The organism is Bacillus sp. ISL-78 (assembly GCF_018613455.1).
Classification (GTDB): domain Bacteria; phylum Bacillota; class Bacilli; order Bacillales; family DSM-1321; genus Peribacillus; species Peribacillus frigoritolerans.
Map to the genome: position 1 here is coordinate 26,860 of NZ_JAGGQC010000001.1, position 16,499 is coordinate 43,358.

13 protein-coding genes and 2 pseudogenes are annotated in these 16,499 nt (G+C 36.3%); 10 read left to right on the forward strand and 5 right to left on the reverse strand.

All coding sequences use genetic code 11. The features are described from left to right. Positions 1–485: 485 nt before the first annotated feature. From J7I96_RS00155 to J7I96_RS00195, 9 genes and pseudogenes are all read left to right on the forward strand, one after another. Positions 486–1,511 carry a zinc-dependent alcohol dehydrogenase gene (locus J7I96_RS00155; RefSeq protein ID WP_214922276.1) on the forward strand — a complete coding sequence of 342 codons (1,026 nt, stop codon included), beginning with the start codon at positions 486–488 and terminating at the stop codon, positions 1,509–1,511. 175 nt (positions 1,512–1,686) lie between these two features. Next, positions 1,687–3,027 (forward strand): MFS transporter, encoded by a 1,341-nt coding sequence (locus J7I96_RS00160; RefSeq protein ID WP_214922278.1) that lies wholly within the window; start codon positions 1,687–1,689, stop codon positions 3,025–3,027. 1,107 nt (positions 3,028–4,134) lie between these two features. Continuing rightward, positions 4,135–5,474 (forward strand): annotated as a pseudogene (locus J7I96_RS00165) (gluconate:H+ symporter). A 435-nt stretch (positions 5,475–5,909) separates the two neighbouring features. Continuing rightward, complete coding sequence (locus J7I96_RS00170; protein WP_082854670.1) at positions 5,910–6,740, forward strand: transketolase; 831 nt, start codon at positions 5,910–5,912, stop codon at positions 6,738–6,740. Beyond that, positions 6,740–7,690, forward strand: a complete 951-nt coding sequence (locus J7I96_RS00175; protein WP_095394096.1) for a transketolase family protein — start codon at positions 6,740–6,742, stop codon at positions 7,688–7,690. The genes J7I96_RS00170 and J7I96_RS00175 overlap by 1 nt, the downstream gene beginning before the upstream one ends. Before the next feature lie 130 nt (positions 7,691–7,820). Continuing rightward, positions 7,821–8,582, forward strand: a complete 762-nt coding sequence (locus J7I96_RS00180; protein WP_214748189.1) for an SDR family NAD(P)-dependent oxidoreductase — start codon at positions 7,821–7,823, stop codon at positions 8,580–8,582. Positions 8,583–8,832: 250 nt separating this feature from the next. After that, positions 8,833–9,792, forward strand: a complete 960-nt coding sequence (gene pfkA, locus J7I96_RS00185) for a 6-phosphofructokinase (protein ID WP_214748193.1) — start codon at positions 8,833–8,835, stop codon at positions 9,790–9,792. Between the two features lie 146 nt (positions 9,793–9,938). Further along, positions 9,939–10,376, forward strand: a complete 438-nt coding sequence (gene rpiB, locus J7I96_RS00190) for a ribose 5-phosphate isomerase B (protein ID WP_214772919.1) — start codon at positions 9,939–9,941, stop codon at positions 10,374–10,376. A gap of 174 nt (positions 10,377–10,550) precedes the next feature. After that, positions 10,551–11,414, forward strand: coding sequence for a class II fructose-bisphosphate aldolase (locus J7I96_RS00195; RefSeq protein ID WP_096340520.1), 864 nt, complete (start codon positions 10,551–10,553; stop codon positions 11,412–11,414). A 64-nt stretch (positions 11,415–11,478) separates the two neighbouring features. Here J7I96_RS00195 and xerS read toward each other — a convergent pair whose 3' ends face one another. The 5 genes from xerS to J7I96_RS00220 all read right to left on the reverse strand — a co-directional run bounded on the left by xerS (position 11,479) and on the right by J7I96_RS00220 (position 15,931). Continuing rightward, entirely contained in the window at positions 11,479–12,606 is a 1,128-nt protein-coding gene (gene xerS, locus J7I96_RS00200; protein WP_214772918.1) for a tyrosine recombinase XerS, read from the reverse strand. 133 nt (positions 12,607–12,739) lie between these two features. Then, positions 12,740–12,901 carry a hypothetical protein gene (locus J7I96_RS00205; protein WP_214772917.1) on the reverse strand — a complete coding sequence of 54 codons (162 nt, stop codon included), beginning with the start codon at positions 12,899–12,901 and terminating at the stop codon, positions 12,740–12,742. Positions 12,902–12,915: 14 nt separating this feature from the next. Further along, on the reverse strand, positions 12,916–13,320 hold the full coding sequence (gene hepT, locus J7I96_RS00210; RefSeq protein WP_214772916.1) for a type VII toxin-antitoxin system HepT family RNase toxin: 405 nt from the start codon (positions 13,318–13,320) through the stop codon (positions 12,916–12,918). Continuing rightward, positions 13,310–13,717: a type VII toxin-antitoxin system MntA family adenylyltransferase antitoxin gene (gene mntA / locus J7I96_RS00215; RefSeq protein WP_214922280.1), complete on the reverse strand. Its 408-nt coding sequence runs from the start codon at positions 13,715–13,717 to the stop codon at positions 13,310–13,312. The genes hepT and mntA overlap by 11 nt, the downstream gene beginning before the upstream one ends. Before the next feature lie 906 nt (positions 13,718–14,623). Next, positions 14,624–15,931 carry an MFS transporter gene (locus J7I96_RS00220; RefSeq protein WP_311315150.1) on the reverse strand — a complete coding sequence of 436 codons (1,308 nt, stop codon included), beginning with the start codon at positions 15,929–15,931 and terminating at the stop codon, positions 14,624–14,626. Positions 15,932–16,282: 351 nt separating this feature from the next. Between J7I96_RS00220 and J7I96_RS00225 the strand changes: the two are divergent. Continuing rightward, positions 16,283–16,405, forward strand: a pseudogene (locus J7I96_RS00225) (IS3 family transposase); the annotation flags it as partial. Positions 16,406–16,499 lie beyond the last annotated feature (94 nt).

Sequence of the window (16,499 nt, forward strand, 5' to 3'; positions counted from 1 at the left end):
AAATGTCTTTATGCTAAACCATTATATTTAACCTTAGAAAATTGAATTTCCTTTAAAAAAGAAAAGGCGAAGCCATGCAGTTGTCATTTACCTGCATAGACTTTGCCTTTTTTGTATTTTAGTTCAATTTTATGAATAGCCGATTTTCGTTAATATCAACAGGATTGCCCTATCAAATTGGTAAATGGAGGTACTCAATTATATTTTGATTAAAAGTACTTGACGATAACCATAGATTGTAAGTAAACTGTTAATATAAGGTTACTTGTTAGACAAGTAGTAAAGACGCTAAGTAACAAAAAGCACCTTTTAATCAACATATTAAATGATTAGATTGTGTAAACTATAAACATTTAGTATATCCAAGCTTATACCATCTTTTTTAAAAGAAGTGTAAGCGCTTTAGGGTTGGATTTTAGTGTTTATGAAAAGTGTTTTACATGTCTATTAAGATACTAAATGATGTTAAAGATAGGAGGGTCTATTTGAGAGCTGCAGTAATTGATAAACCATATTCTGTTGTAGTAAATCAGGTTGACACGCCCAATATCAAACAAAGCCATGAAGTGAAAATTCAAGTGAAGGTGACTGGAATATGTGGTTCAGAAGTACACGCTTATCATGGAACACACCCTTTTCGGGTTCCCCCAGTTATCTCAGGGCATGAACTAGCAGGAATAGTAGTGGATGTAGGAAATGAAGTATCGAGTGTTACTATAGGTGATCGAGTTACGGTAGAACCCCATTACGGATGTGGTACTTGTAAGCGCTGTCGGTCTGGGGAATATAATATTTGTGAAAACAAAAAAGTATTAGGTACACAAGAATGGACAGGATCGTTCGGTGAATTTATAGTTGTTCCAGAAAGCACGGTCGTACCATTACCGAATAATGTGTCCTTTGAACAAGGTGCTTTGATTGAGCCGCTAGCGGTTGGTATACACGCTGTCAGAAAAGCAAAAGTCGGTCTTGGTGATAAATTGGCCATTTTGGGCGCGGGTCCAATTGGGTTAGGAATTTTATTAGCAGCAAGAAACTCAGGTGCAACAAAAATATTCATTACAGATGCATTGGAATACAACTTGGAAATTGCGAAGAGACTTGGAGCTACCCACCCAATTCAGACATCAAAAGTAGATGCCATTGAAACGATACTAAAAAAAACAAACGGAGACGGAGTCGATCATGTATTTATAGCCGTTGGAATCCAAGCAGTATTGAATGATTCTTTTAGGATAGTAAAAAGGGGAGGCAAGGTCTCCGAAGTAGCTCTATTTGGAAAGAAACCCGAAATTGAAATTTCCTATCTTCAAAATAAAGAAATCCAGATTATCGGCTCCAATATGTATACGAGAGATGATTTTGAAATCGCGGCGGATGCCATTGCAACTGGCATGTTTGATACCTCATTGTTTATTTCAAAGATATTACCCATCGAAGAGGCCAAGACTGGTATGAAGATTGTTGATGAGAAGCTCGAAGATGTGATAAAGGTATTATTAAAATTTTAATGATTTAATCCTTCATAGTTTCTATGAAAATAACAAAAAGTTAAAATTTCTCTACAACAGTAAGAAGAATTTTCCAATATAAGAGGTAGATAAAATTGTAAACGTTTACTCCGCTATATTGCTATAACTATGAACAATGTACCATAAATAGTCCGGAACTAAGGAGTTGTTTAGGATGAATGCACATCAATTAGAACAATCTACTACCAAAAAAGTAACAATGAGGTTAATTCCGTTTTTATTCCTGTGCTTTACCATTTCAATTCTAGACCGGGTTAATATAGGGTTTGCAGCACTACAAATGAATCAAGATTTAGGGTTCTCAGATGCTGTTTTCGGTTTAGGAGCAGGAATTTTCTTCCTTGGGTATTTCCTTTTAGAAGTACCTGGAAGCGCTATGATGAGCAAAGTTGGAGCTAGAAAATGGATAAGCCGTATTATGGTCACTTGGGGGATTATAGCGGTCCTTATGGCTTTCATAACAGAACCTTGGCAATTCTATACTGCTCGTTTCTTACTAGGGATTGCTGAAGCTAGTTTCTATCCTTGTATGGTTCACTATTTAAGCGGTTTCTATCAATCTAAGCACCATGCTAAAGCCATTGCTGGATTTATGATTGCAATCCCAGCAGCAAATGCAATTGGTTCACCACTTTCAACCTTTTTTCTAGGTATTGATTGGTTAGGGTTCTCTGGATGGCAATGGTTATTTGTATTAGAAGCAATTCCTGCCATTATTCTAGGTGTTATTTGCTACTTCTATCTTGATGATTCAATCGAAAAAGCAAACTGGTTAACAAAAGATGAAAAGAAATGGTTAATTGATGTTACAACTAAAGAACAGTTAGAAAAGCAGGCAGTTAAACACTATACTTTCACGCAAGCGTTAAAAGATCGAGATGTTTTAATTTTATCTGTTGGATATTTTTTCTGGATGATTGGGTATTATGGAATTGTAATGTTCTTACCAACCATCACGAATGGACTGTCCGAGCAAACAGGTTTAAGCATGCAATCATTGGGCTGGGTAATTGGTGCTATGTACTTTTTCGCGATGATTGTGATGTACTTTGTAGGAATCCACTCTGATAAAAAGAACGAAAGACGTTGGCATGTGGCAGCATGTTTATCTATAAGTGCGGTTGCCATGGTAGCAGCTACATTTGTTCTAGAAACAAATGTATGGTTAGCATTTGGATTATTAACGATTAGTTTAAGTGGAGCGTTCGGTGCTTACTCCCCATTCTGGGCTATCCCACCTTCTTTCTTAACTGGAGCAGCCGCAGGTGGTGCGATTGCCTTGATTAACAGTATCGGTAACCTTGGTGGTTTCTTTGGTCCATATATTGTAGGTTGGATTAGAGATTTAACAGGTAACTTCCATATAAGTATGATTTTCCTAGGTATAAGCTTAATAGTAAGTGCCATCATCGTCGTTACTTTAGTTAAAGTATCAGGAAAGTCTCTAGTTAAAGGAGAAAATGCGTCTGTTGAAAAAAATATCGCTAACATGTAATCCGATTAGAGTCATCAATACAATTAAGAAACTACGGCGGATTGCTATATAGTTGCTGGATTTTCTTAAATCGAATTTTGATTATAAAAAAGTGAAAAGTTTTTCGTATTGCCAGGGAAAACAAATGAGAAGCCTAGAAAATAGTTCTAAAAAAAGTTCTGAAGTGACAAACACTTAATGTAAAAATAAATAATTTGGTAGGAAAAGGGTCATTCATAAGTTGAGCAGTCAACTATGAATGACCCTTTTTATATTCAATCCTACTTATTTATGAATCTGGTAATAATTTATAGAAGTATTCTTATGATCCAAAAACAAAATCATATATCAATACCCCAAAGAATGTAAGGGGGTTATGGGTAGAGTTGCCGATTTAACAAGTTGTGGTGATGTATCAGGAATGAATGTAGCTATTCGTGCGGTAGTAAGAGGTAATGATTTTATATTTAAATAGTAGTGACATGACACCATAAAAGCGACAATGGACTTATTAGAAAGTCCATTTGTCATGTTTATGGTATGAAAAATTAGTAAATTAAAGTATTTGATATGGGTTGACACTATATAAATATAAAATTATACTTACGATATCTACTTAGTAGACAAGTTTACAATGAAATAGTCCTATAAATTAATATGTCTAGTATCTACAGGTGAAAAGGTTAATAGCTTACATCTTCTAATAAATAAAATGAAAGGGTTATCATCTCGTTGTATAGAGGCATTATGGAGGCTGCTAGGGAAATGATTAATTGTCTAAGTAAGTTTAAATGATTTATTAGAAAAGGGCACTTGAAAACAAAGCTAAAAATTAAGGTAAGAGAAGATCATATTGCTGAACACAATGATTAAATGTTAATTGTGAATAACTATATCTGTGTACCATTTTCTCCGTTACTATATTAAAAATTGAAAGCGCTATATATGAAATTAATATCTAGATTCACAAACTAGAATATTTATTTTAGAAGAGTATTTTACATAAATTAATAATAACGTGCATTTCTGGAAATAAAAGTTTAATCCTAACAATGAGTGGAATCAATTTAAGTTTAACTGGATGTAAATGAGGAAGAATGTTGAAATGATAGATTTGGAGGGTTATTCATGCCATTATTAATAACAGCTATTGGTGTTTTACTACTACTTATCTTAATAATGAAATTTAAACTAAATACCTTTGTATCCTTAATTATTGTCTCATTTCTTTTGGCTTTGTTCTTGGGAATACCACCGGAATCAATTGCTGCGACAATTGAACACGGTTTAGGAGGGACACTAGGTCATATTGGTCTTATCTTTGGAATTGGTGCTATGCTAGGAAGATTAATTGCTAATGCCGGAGGATCCCATCGTATCGCTGTTACTTTAATCAATAAATTTGGTAAAAAGAAAATACAGTGGGCGGTTGTATCTGCTTCATTTATCGTAGGAATCACATTGTTTTATGAAGTTGCCTTTGTATTATTAATTCCGATTATCTTTACCATTTCAAAAGAGTTAAATATATCGATTGTCAAGTTAGGTCTCCCAATGGCTGCAACTTTATTAGTCACTCACTCTTTCTTACCACCACATCCAGGTGCGACTGCTGTTGCAGCAGTATATGGCGCAGATGTAGGTACTGTATTAGTTGTTGGTACTATCATTGCAATTCCAACAGTTATCATTGCTGGGATTTTGTATCCTAGGCTTATTGGAAAACTAATGCCAGAAATATTCAAGAAAAAGAGAGAGCTTTCTCAATTAGAGGAACAAAAACATATTGATTTAGAAGATACACCGGGATTTGGCATTAGTGTTTTTACCGCTACCTTTCCCGTCATATTAATGGCTATTGGAGCTATTGTTAATGCAATTCAAGGTGCAGCAGGTTTAGGAGATAATTTATTTTTTATGGTGATTCGATTTATAGGTAATGCATCCGTAGCGATTTTACTTTCGTTCTTGTTTGCTGTTTATACAATGGGAATCAGAAGAAATATTCCAATTAAGAAGATGATGGATTCATGTGGTTCATCCATAAATGCCTTAGGATAATCATTGGTGGTGGCGGAGCCATAAAACAAGTACTTATCGATGGTGGTGTGGGTGATTATATTGCAGAAATATTCTTAGGTTCATCTATTAATCCACTAATTCTTGCATGGTTAGTAGCAGCATTATTACGTGTCGCGTTAGGATCTGGAACAGTTGCTACTTTATCGACTGCTGGTCTAGTTATGCCAATGTTAGCTCAAACTCCCGACGTTAACTTAGTATTAGTTACTCTTGCAACTGGTGCCGGAAGCTGTATGGCATCTAATGTAAATGATGCAGCCTTCTGGATTGTTAAAGAATACATGGGAATGGATATGAAAGAGACATTTGCAACATACAGTGTAATTTCAACTATAACTGCTATTGCTGGATTAATCTTTGTATTAATACTAGATATATTTATATAAAAGTATGGTATCTAGACAAAGGGAATATAATTCATTTGTCTGGTACTACTATTAGTATATCAATCATTATAGAAAGCGTGATTTTAAATGGACCTGTATTGTAATAATCGTCATTAAGCAATGAAAGAAAATGATTTGATTAAACTTGATTATAATAACAAAATTTCACATTGTACTTGTAGTAGTTTACGTGCAGATAGAATCAAAGACATTGATCTATTAAAAAATATTAAAAATAGATATTTTCCTATTATGTTAGTAAAGCCGGCAAAATAATTGAATTGATAAAACTAATGAAAAGGTTTTCTTAAAATGTATTGACAAGGATAAACAATAGATTTATATTAAACCTATAAGGTACTTAGTAGACAAGTAGACAACGATATAATAAGACAACTAGGAGAATTCTATAAAAAAACTTCCGAGGTGACAAAAATGAAATTAAGTGTTGAAGAATTAAAGCAAAAAGCCATCGAGCTTAGACAAACAGCACTAACAATGGTTTACGAAGCACAATCGGGACATCCAGGCGGATCCTTATCTGCTGCAGATATCGTTACCACTCTTTACTTTAGAGAAATGAACATCGACCCGCAAAATCCAAAATGGGAAGATCGCGATCGATTTGTTTTATCAAAAGGACATGTTTGTCCAATCCAATATTCTGCACTAGCTTTGCGGGGATTTGTACCATATGAAACGATTCATACCTTAAGACAATACGGTTCCCCTTTCCAAGGACATCCTGATATGAAGAAATGTCCTGGGATCGATATTTCAACAGGATCACTTGGTCAAGGACTATCTTGCGCAGTCGGAATGGCATTAGCTGGAAAGCGTGATGAGAAAGATTACCGTGTATTTGCCATGGTTGGTGATGGAGAAGCTCAAGAAGGTCAAATCTGGGAAGCCGCTCAATCAGCTGCCAAGTATCAACTAGATAACTTAGTTGTATTCGTTGATGACAATGGTCTTCAAATTGATGGTACAACCGAAGAAGTTATGCCAAACCACGATTTAGAAGTTAAATTTGCTGCATTCGGTTTTGAAACTAAGAGAATCGACGGACATTCAATGGAAGAAATCGTAGCTACATTAGATGAGATTAGAGGTTCAAAGAACGGTAGGCCAAAAGCGATTATTGCAAACACAGTAAAAGGCCGCGGCGTTTCATTCATGGAAGATGTTGTTGATTGGCACGGAGTTGCTCCAAACAAAGAACAATATGAACAAGCAATCGCAGAAGTAGCAAGGGGGTTAAGATAATGACAGTTTTAGCAAAAGACATCCAAACAAAAAAAGCTACTAGAGAAGCATTCGGTGATGAAATTGTAGAATTAGGGAAAAATAATAAAGACATTTATGTTGTGGATATTGATATCGGTAAATCATGTAAAACAACTAAATTTGCTAAAGAACTACCAAACCAACACGTAAACGTTGGGATCGCTGAACAAAACGCTGCAGGTTTAGCTGCAGGTCTTGCGGCAACTGGTAAAATTCCATTCATCAGCACATACGCTGTATTCGGTTCATTACGAATGACTGAGCAAATTCGCCAAGAAGCTTGTTATCCAAACTTAAATGTTAAAATCGCTTGCTCTCACGGTGGTTTAACTCCAGCGAATGACGGTGGGAGTCACCAAGCAATCGAAGATATGGGTGTATATAGAACAATTCCGAACATGACGGTGGTTATGGGTGCAGATTATAACTCTACTAGAAAATTAGTCGCTCAAGCTGCAGAAATCCAAGGACCTGTATATCTTCGTTTCACAAGAGACGCCATGCCATTCATCTATGATGAAAGCGAAGAGTTCGTAATTGGAAAAGCAAAAGAAATCCAAAACGGAACTGACGTTGCAATCATCGCAAACGGTGACACTGTTCGTCTAGCATTAGAAGCTACCAGAGAACTAGAAAAAGAAGGCATCTCAGTTAAGCTATTAGACATGCACACTATAAAACCACTTGATAAAGAAGCTGTGTTAGAGTGCGTAGAAATCGGGAAAATCGTAACAGTAGAAGACCACAACATCCTTAATGGCCTTGGAAGTGCGGTAAGTGAAGTAGTAGCTGAAGCCGGTAAAGGAAAAGTAAAGCGTATCGGTGTTCAAGACCAATTCGGCCAATCAGCGCCTTATGAAAAGTTACTTGAACTAAACGGCATCACAGTAGAAAACATAGTTGCTAATGCAAAAGAACTTTTAAATTGAAACACGGAGACGGTTCTTGAGTTTCCAACAACATCAGAACCCTCTGTTTTACTAAATAAGAGTTTATAAGATTAAAATTGGAAACATGGGAACAGTCCCCATGTTTCCCTAACCTAGGAGGAATACATTAATGTTTGAATTAACTAATCGTGTAGCCATCGTAACAGGAAGTGGTTCAGCAAAAGGAATTGGACGTGAAATCGCCTTAACCCTTGCTCGTCAAGGTGCAGCAGTGGTTATTGCTGATATTAATATGGAAGGCGTTCAAGAGACAGTGGACGTGATTAAAGAAGAAACGGGCAGTCAAGTATTAGGTGTTCAACTTGATGTGACAAGCAAAGAATCTGTAGATAAAATGGTTGAAGAGGTTCTTAAAGAATTTGGACGTCTTGATATCCTAGTAAATAACGCTGGTATTTCACAAAAAGTAACAGTAGAAGATATGACCCTAGATGATATCAAACGTATCTTCAATGTCAATATGTTTGGTTTATTCCTATGTTCTCAAGCAACTGCGAAAGTCATGAAAGAACAAAAGTACGGAAGAATCATCAACCTTTCTTCAGTATCTGGTAAGCGTGGCGGTGGAGTATTCGGTGGTGCTCACTACTCTGCATCAAAAGCTGCGGTTCTTGGTTTCTCTAAAAACATGGCTCGTGAAGTGGCACAAGATGGTATTACAGTAAACTCAGTAGCACCAGGATTAATCAACACTGAAATTTGGAAGTCGCTTCCGAAAGAACAAGCAGACGGCATTATTGCCAATATTCCAGCCGGAAGACCAGGGGAAACAAAAGATATTGCAGCTACCATCGCTTTCCTAGCATCTGAAGAAGCAGCTTATATCAATGGTGAAGATATCGATATCAACGGTGGACAACATATGGACTAATCACTCCGAATGATTAGTCGTACAGAAAACGATTGCCTCAAAAGAAGTTAATATAAATGCAAACATAAATAGGTTTAATCATGAAAAGAGGCTGTTCTATAAGTCGAGGAGTCAACTTATAGAACAGCCTCTTTTACATTCAAGATTAAGGTTTATTACTATTAAAATTTATTATAAGTGGTAGAAATTATACATTCTTGTGAATCAAATAAAGACTTATCCGATTATATCGAATGAAAGAAGGCCGATTATGAGGAAAATTGCGGTTTTAACAAGCGGTGGTGATGCACCAGGCATGAATGCGGCTATTCGTGCGGTAGTAAGAAGAGGAATTTATAAAGGGATGGATGTATTTGGAATTCATAATGGTTATGAGGGTTTATTAGAAGGATATATCACTCCGATGACATTAGGAAGTGTAGGCGATATTATTCACCGCGGCGGCACGATTTTACGGACCTCACGAAGTGAACGATTCAAAACAGAAGAAGGACAAAAAACGGCTTTTAATCAATTAAATAAATATGGAATTGATGGTTTGGTTGTCGTTGGTGGTGATGGTTCTTTTATTGGAGCTAGAAAATTAGGTAAAAAAGGTGTTCCAGTAGTTGGAATACCTGGGACAATTGATAATGATATTGCTGGTACAGAGTACTCTATTGGTTTTAATACAGCCGTCAGTACTGCGATTGATGCAATTGATAAAATTCGTGATACTGCCTTTTCACATGAGCGAACCTCCGTTGTAGAAGTTATGGGACGTGGAGCTGGAGACATTGCCTTATGGGCTGGATTATGTTCAGGTGCAGAATCCATTATCATTCCTGAAGCTTCCTATCGAATAGAGGATATTTTTGAAAGAATTACATGTGGGCGTAATCGCGGGAAAATGCATAGTATTATTGTCGTTGCCGAAGGTGTTTGTAGAGCTGAGGATATCAGCGTTGCATTAAGGGACCGATTTAAGTTAGATACAAGGGTTATTGTTTTAGGCTATCTTCAACGCGGAGGAACCCCAACTGCATACGATCGAATGATAGGTAGTCAAATGGGTGCAAAAGCTGTCGATTTGCTAATCGATGGACATGGCGGGAATATGGTAGGTTTTAATAGTGGGAAAATTGTCTATAAATCTTTTGAGCAAGCTGAGAAACAAGTTCATGAAATTGATATGTCCTTGTATCAATTAGCACGAACTCTATCTATATAGTGGAAGAAGCAGAAATCTATGTAAATCATGATAAATTAGGAGGAAACATATCCTACCCGGCCCGGAGCGATTAAAGCTACAGTGGGTGAAAAAAATACTCTTTTTGGTTCTCGGAATCAAGCGCAGTAACTTAGGAGGAAGAAAATATGAAAGTAGTCATTGCTTCTGATCACGGTGGTATAAATATTCGTAAAGAGATTATTTCTCTGTTAAAAGAAATGAATATTGAATATGAAGATATGGGCTGTGAGTGCAGTACATCTGTTGACTATCCGGATTATGCCCTGCCAGTAGCTGAAAAGGTTGCAAAAGGAGAAGTGGACCGTGGGATCTTAATTTGCGGAACAGGTATTGGAATGAGCATTGCAGCCAACAAAGTAAAGGGAATACGTTGTGCACTTGTGCATGATATGTTTAGTGCTAAGGCAACGAGAGAACATAACGATACCAACATATTAGCTATGGGAGAGCGTGTGATTGGTCCAGGTCTAGCTCGTGATATTGCAAAAATATGGTTAACAACACCTTTTGATGGTGGTAGACATAAAAACCGTATCAATAAAATAAGAACATATGAAGCATAAATTGAATACTGACATGTACTATGCATAGAATAGTTGGTTATAGAACACTGGCGAATACAATTATCGTATACAAAAAATTGGGATATAAGTTGTAAATAGTATGTATGATTGATTTACATAACGACCCTTACAAAAAATAAAAGGTTTGGGTCTATTATTAAGGGGGATATTAATATGGCTTTAACTTCAATGAAAGAGATGTTAAACAAGGCGTTAGTAGAAGGGTATGCGGTTGGCCAATTCAACATCAATAATTTGGAATGGACACAGGCTATTTTAGCTGCAGCTCAAGAAGAAAAATCTCCAGTTATCCTCGGTGTATCTGAGGGGGCAGCTCGTTATGTAGGTGGATTTAAAGTAGTAACTGCGATGGTAAAAGTTCTTATCGAGGAAATGAATATCACTGTTCCTGTCGCGATCCATTTAGACCACGGTTCTAGTTTTGAAAAATGTAAAGCTGCCATTGAAGCTGGGTTTACATCAGTGATGATTGACGCTTCTCACCATCCATTTAAAGAAAATGTGGAAATCACCAAAATGGTAGTGGAATATGCTCATGAGCGTGGGGTATCTGTTGAAGCTGAGTTAGGTACTGTTGGTGGACAGGAAGATGATGTGATTGCAGAGGGTGTTATCTACGCAGATCCACAAGAATGTGAAGAGTTAGTGAAGCTTACTAGTATTGATTGTTTGGCACCTGCGTTAGGTTCTATTCATGGACCTTACAAGGGGGAACCGAACTTAGGATTTGAAGAGATGAAACGAATTTGTAAAACAACCGGTTTACCTCTTGTTTTACACGGTGGTACAGGTATCCCAACAGATCAAATTCAAAAGTCAATCTCGTTAGGAACAGCTAAAATCAATGTAAATACAGAAAATCAAATTTCATTTACAAAAGTAGTGCGTGAAGTATTAAATGCAGACTCTGATGTGTATGATCCACGTAAATTTATTGGTCCAGGTCGTGAGGCGATTAAAGAAACAGTTATAGGCAAAATTCGTGAATTTGGTTCTTCAAACAAAGCGTACCAGTAACTTTATCGAGATTTACATTCAAAACTAAAAAAGAGAAGACTAGAAAAATCTTCTCTTTTTTCATTCAGTCCTTTTCAAGATAATTTGTTCTTCTCTCTCCCAGGAGTTTCGCAGCCTTTTTAGCCTTCTCTTGTTCAGGATTTGTATAGAGGGCAGCTGTTGTGGTTGAAGTATGACCAAGTTGAGTCATCAGCAAATGAATATCTCCTGATTGTTCCATTAAATTCGTTCCATAGGTATGCCTCAGTTTGTGTGGAGACATGGATTTATTGGACTTAAAGGCCTTCGTGTATTTCTTTACTAAAGCCTCGATGGCGCGGTTGGAAAGAGGGGTGGCTCCATCATTCACCCTAGTCAAGAATACATAGGCCGTATCTTCGTTTGATCCCCTATAACGTTCCGTTCGTACAGCTAGGTATTCTTTTATGTCCTGCATGGACGGAGGAGAGACAGCCACTACATCCTTTTTTCCGCCCTTACGTAAAACATGTATTTGTTTTTCCTCGAAATCCAAGTCTCGTAGCCTTAAGTTAGATAACTCATTCACTCGAATTCCACTTCCTAAGAAGAGAGATAAGATCGCAAAATCACGTTCCTTGTCCCTTTTAAAGTAAATGAGTTTCCTGGACTTTTCAGGTAGCTCCTTTTCATAGTCATGTTTCACGAATTCAAGAAACCGGGCATCCTCATCATTGTGGAAAATCTTTGTCGATATTCTGGAAGCACGTGCCCCCAACGTTTCTTTCACTTTATTCACTTCAATTTTCAACATAACATTTCGATAGAAGTAAGGTTCGCCTTCCTCATTTTCTGTCTGAGTCGTTAAATATTTGAAAAGGGAACGTAGTGCTGAAATTTTCCGATTGACGGATACTTTTTCCGCTTTTTTTGTTTCCTTCTTATTGATCGGGATATTTCTCCGTTCTAAAAATTTTATAAAGGATTGGGCTTCGATCAATTTCAACTTTTCCAGCACGGATAAGGGGATATCTTTAATATGCTCCTGATCAGCAATGCCTTCCGCAATCAGCCACTCCAAGAATAATTTATAATCAAGAACGTAATTCAAGAGGGTGGAAGGGGAACGGGTATCCAATTTATTGTCAACATATTCAACGATATAGAAAGGCATGGACTTAACCAGCTGTTCCAATTTCTGCTCATGGACTTGATGTTGTCTGGTATTGGCCATTGATTGACTCCTTTTTAAGTTTAATTTATGCGTAAAATTCAATTTTTACGAATAGTTGTTTACATAATAATGTTATGTTCAAGTTACTAACTACTAACGTAAAAGGTCCTACAGAAGGATAGGAGTGAAATAATTAACTTTTCACAGGAACTTTTACATACTCATATTTTTCTGGATTTTTAAGTTTATGGTTTTCGATAGCAGATTCAGCAGCATCTTTCGTTTCAAAGATTTTATCTACCTTGATTGTTTCTTTATTTGTATGTAGATCATAAACACGGATTTTGTAATTCATATAAAACTCCTTTATTAAAATTTGAGGATTTGTTTTGTATAGTCTGTGAAATCCTCAAGATGGTTCGCAACAATTTGCTGCAAAATGTCTAGATTAACCGTCTGGTAATCATGAACGGCTATGTTTCTGAAACCCACCATGGCCTTTAATCGTTTGACCGTATTTTCATCGATAATTAAAGCCCCGTGAAGCATGTCAAAAGCATCTCTGCTGGTTTGGGGCAATCCTAATTTCTGTTCAGCTACAATATGCATAGCCAAGTCGATCGACGCTTCGCAGGCCCTTTGTATATTGAGTATGATTGAGTCTTGTTTGGTATAGTCCTTCAGGTTTTCTGGATTGTTTTCGTATACGACCTTAACCCGGTTCATGCAACGTTCTATAACACTGATTTTGTTCAATATCACATCATTCTTCATAGATGGTCCCACTTTCTCCTATTTTTTTAATGATATTTTCGCGTTCCTCGTTCAATTTAGCGTACATGCTTAGTGCAGTCATTTGGAGGTTTTTAAGAAGAGTGTCATTCGCCGAATATATAATGGTACCGGTAGTATATATCTGGGCTTTAAATACCGTGGATGCTGTACGGATATTGACCAAATCCACCTCAACTTTCAGAATATCTGCCAATTCCTGAGCCAGCTGAAAAACTTCATATGTAGTAAGCGATTGATTCTCACAGTAGAAAGCAATATCGATATCACTGTCTTTATGTGTAGATTTTTTGGCATAAGAACCGAAGATAATAATGAAAACGGGATCTATTTTTTTTATGAGAGTATCTTGAATGGTTTGAAACATCTCTGTATACATAAGACACGCTCCCTTAATTATTATATGAAGATTATACCAAACATTCATTCTCATGTCCATTTATTCGTAAAACTGAAATTTTACGCATAAATGGATTGTTTACTCCCCCACTTTATCATCAAGTTAAAGAAATCATCATTTTCTTCAACCCTTACAACAAACTGTTAATCATCACCTTCTTCTAAAGGTTATAAATGCTACAAGCCTGTAGACAAATAAAAATATAGGTATTTTTTTATATTCTAACGAGGTTTATTATAAAATAACATGATTATATCTTTTGATAGCATTTTTAGGCTATCCATCAAAGAAATCCCTGAATTTTTAGTGAAGGTCAAAGATAATTTATGTTAAAACAATGCTTCTTTACACAACAGTCATTAGGATTAATTTTCTTATTTATCGAAGCATGAAATCTACTTGAGGTCTAAGACCCCCCTTAAATAAAAAAGGATCAGGAAATTTAGCAGCATTCCCTGATCCTTTTTTGAATTCCTTATCCTGTTAAATAAGTTAGGAAATATCTTTTTTTATTAAGTTCTGTTTGCATATTATGTTGTGTGTTTTTAATTCATTTGTTAATCGGAAAAACTCCAATTTATTTCAGTTTTTCCTTACAGACGTTATTTTGTTCTATATAATGACTATTCTTGCAGTAAAAGGTTATGAATGCTAAGAAATAACTCCGTAAACTACACTTTTATAAATGAGTTATTTTGGCACCAGAACCGTCAAGAGTACACGTTGTTTATATGTCTTCAATGTAAAACCCTTATCAAATTAGGATTCTTTACCCCTAAAGTATAGATTTCACGAAAAGGTGGATTAAGGGTCTCCGAAAAGCAAATACCGTTAAATAGAGAATGGGCACTTCCCTATGCAAGGAAAGCGTCCGATTATCTGTTTTTATTTCACAAGCTGTTTATCAGGTTTAATAAAGAACCATATGACAGCAGCAAACAAGACGGGCACAGAATTTATCATTAAGGCTATATTCCAACCCATTTGTTGTGCAGTCCAGCCACATATAATTGGAGAGAGTACGGCTCCTATGTTTCCCCAAAAATTCATCCAACCACTCACTGAACCCGCAAACTGCTTACCTAAATCGTTTGCGACTGCCCATGATTGTACTACGGGAAGACCAAGTGAGCCAAGAGCTATTGTTAACCAAAGTACATTTAAAAATGGATTATTAGTAAGTGACGCTAAATTAATCGTTATAATAAAAATAATTAAACCTGTTATTGCTAATCCACCTCGAGCTACCATAAGGCTTTTCCCTTTTTGTATAAGATAATCTGAAATTACACCACCTGCTAGCATCAATAAACAGATTGCAAGAAATGGAAAGCTTGCTGCTACCCCCATTTTTGTTAGAGAAAAGTGACGAGCTTCAATTAGGTATGTTGGTAACCAAGTGATGAATAATGTGGTCATATACACAACAATAAAATACTGTAATCCGACTGCCCAAAATTGGGTATTGCCTAAAAAATCTTTCCAAGGGGTCCTCTTATGATCGGCATTAGAAATATCACGATTTGTAAGAATAAGATTTTTCTCATATTCAGAAACCCAAGAATGCATTTCTGGCTTATCGCGACTCACGATATACCAGAATATGCTAATTACGATACCCGGGATGGCAAATAAATAAAAAACACTTCGCCATCCGAATGCTGCTAAAAGTGCAACTGAGATCCCTGGCGCAATAACTGGGCCAAAGAACTGCCCTACTAGTAATAAACTAACTGCACGACCTTTTTCCTGTTTTTGAAACCAAAATGAATTAAAAACCGCGTTAGCTGGGGCCAAGGGAGCTTCTCCAACTCCAAAAAGGAATCTAACCAAACTAAGGAATATATATGAAGAGAATGCAGCTGTCAGCGCTGTAAATATTGACCACCAAATCATAGCAAAAGTTATAATTCGTCGTACACCAAATTTTTCAGAAATTATTCCACTTGGAATTTGAAAAAGTGCATAACCAAGAAAAAAGGATGAGGCTAAAAAACCGAATTGGACCTTATTCATATTTAATTCTTTCATCATTGGTACAGCTACAACAGACATGTTCGCCCGATCCATATAGGAAACCAGACCTATAAAAATAAAGATAATTCCAAGCCACCAGCGCATTCCAATTTTTCTCTTATGAATCAGTGTTTTTATATTCGTTTCTAGTGGATTTTCATGTTCCGAATTCGACACTTTTCTTCCCCCTATCGCCATTCGGTGAATGACCCTACTTTCACAGAAAGAGCAAACTCATTTTTTAGGATTAATTCCTCACATATGTTGTACCTCCTTATGGTAGATCGTTAGTCAGTTTGTTAGTTAGTACAAACTAACAACAATCTAATGCTAATATACAGGAAAGACAGTTGTCAATAAAATTATGAATCTTCAATATCCTATTATCCCTTGATAACCGATTCTGGTGCAAAAACTTTAAGAAACTTGCAAGTAATCTCTCAATACTTATTCTAGTACTCTAAAAAAGGACGTGATCGGTATAGAAAAGGATCGATTGCTGCGAGAACATGTTTTTGAGGCTTTTGATATGCAGAACTTAAAAAGGAAATAAGAAGTTATATGACGTATTATAATAGGTTTAGATACCAAAGGAATTTAAAGAAGATGACCCCTGTAGAATACAGAAATCATCTTCTTTGTGTGGCCTAACCTTTTTTAACGTCCTTTACAAAGGGTACAGTTTAGATTACCTGGCTAACCTTATATTACGATTAGGCACTTTAATGGGGGAGTAGTTCCCAAA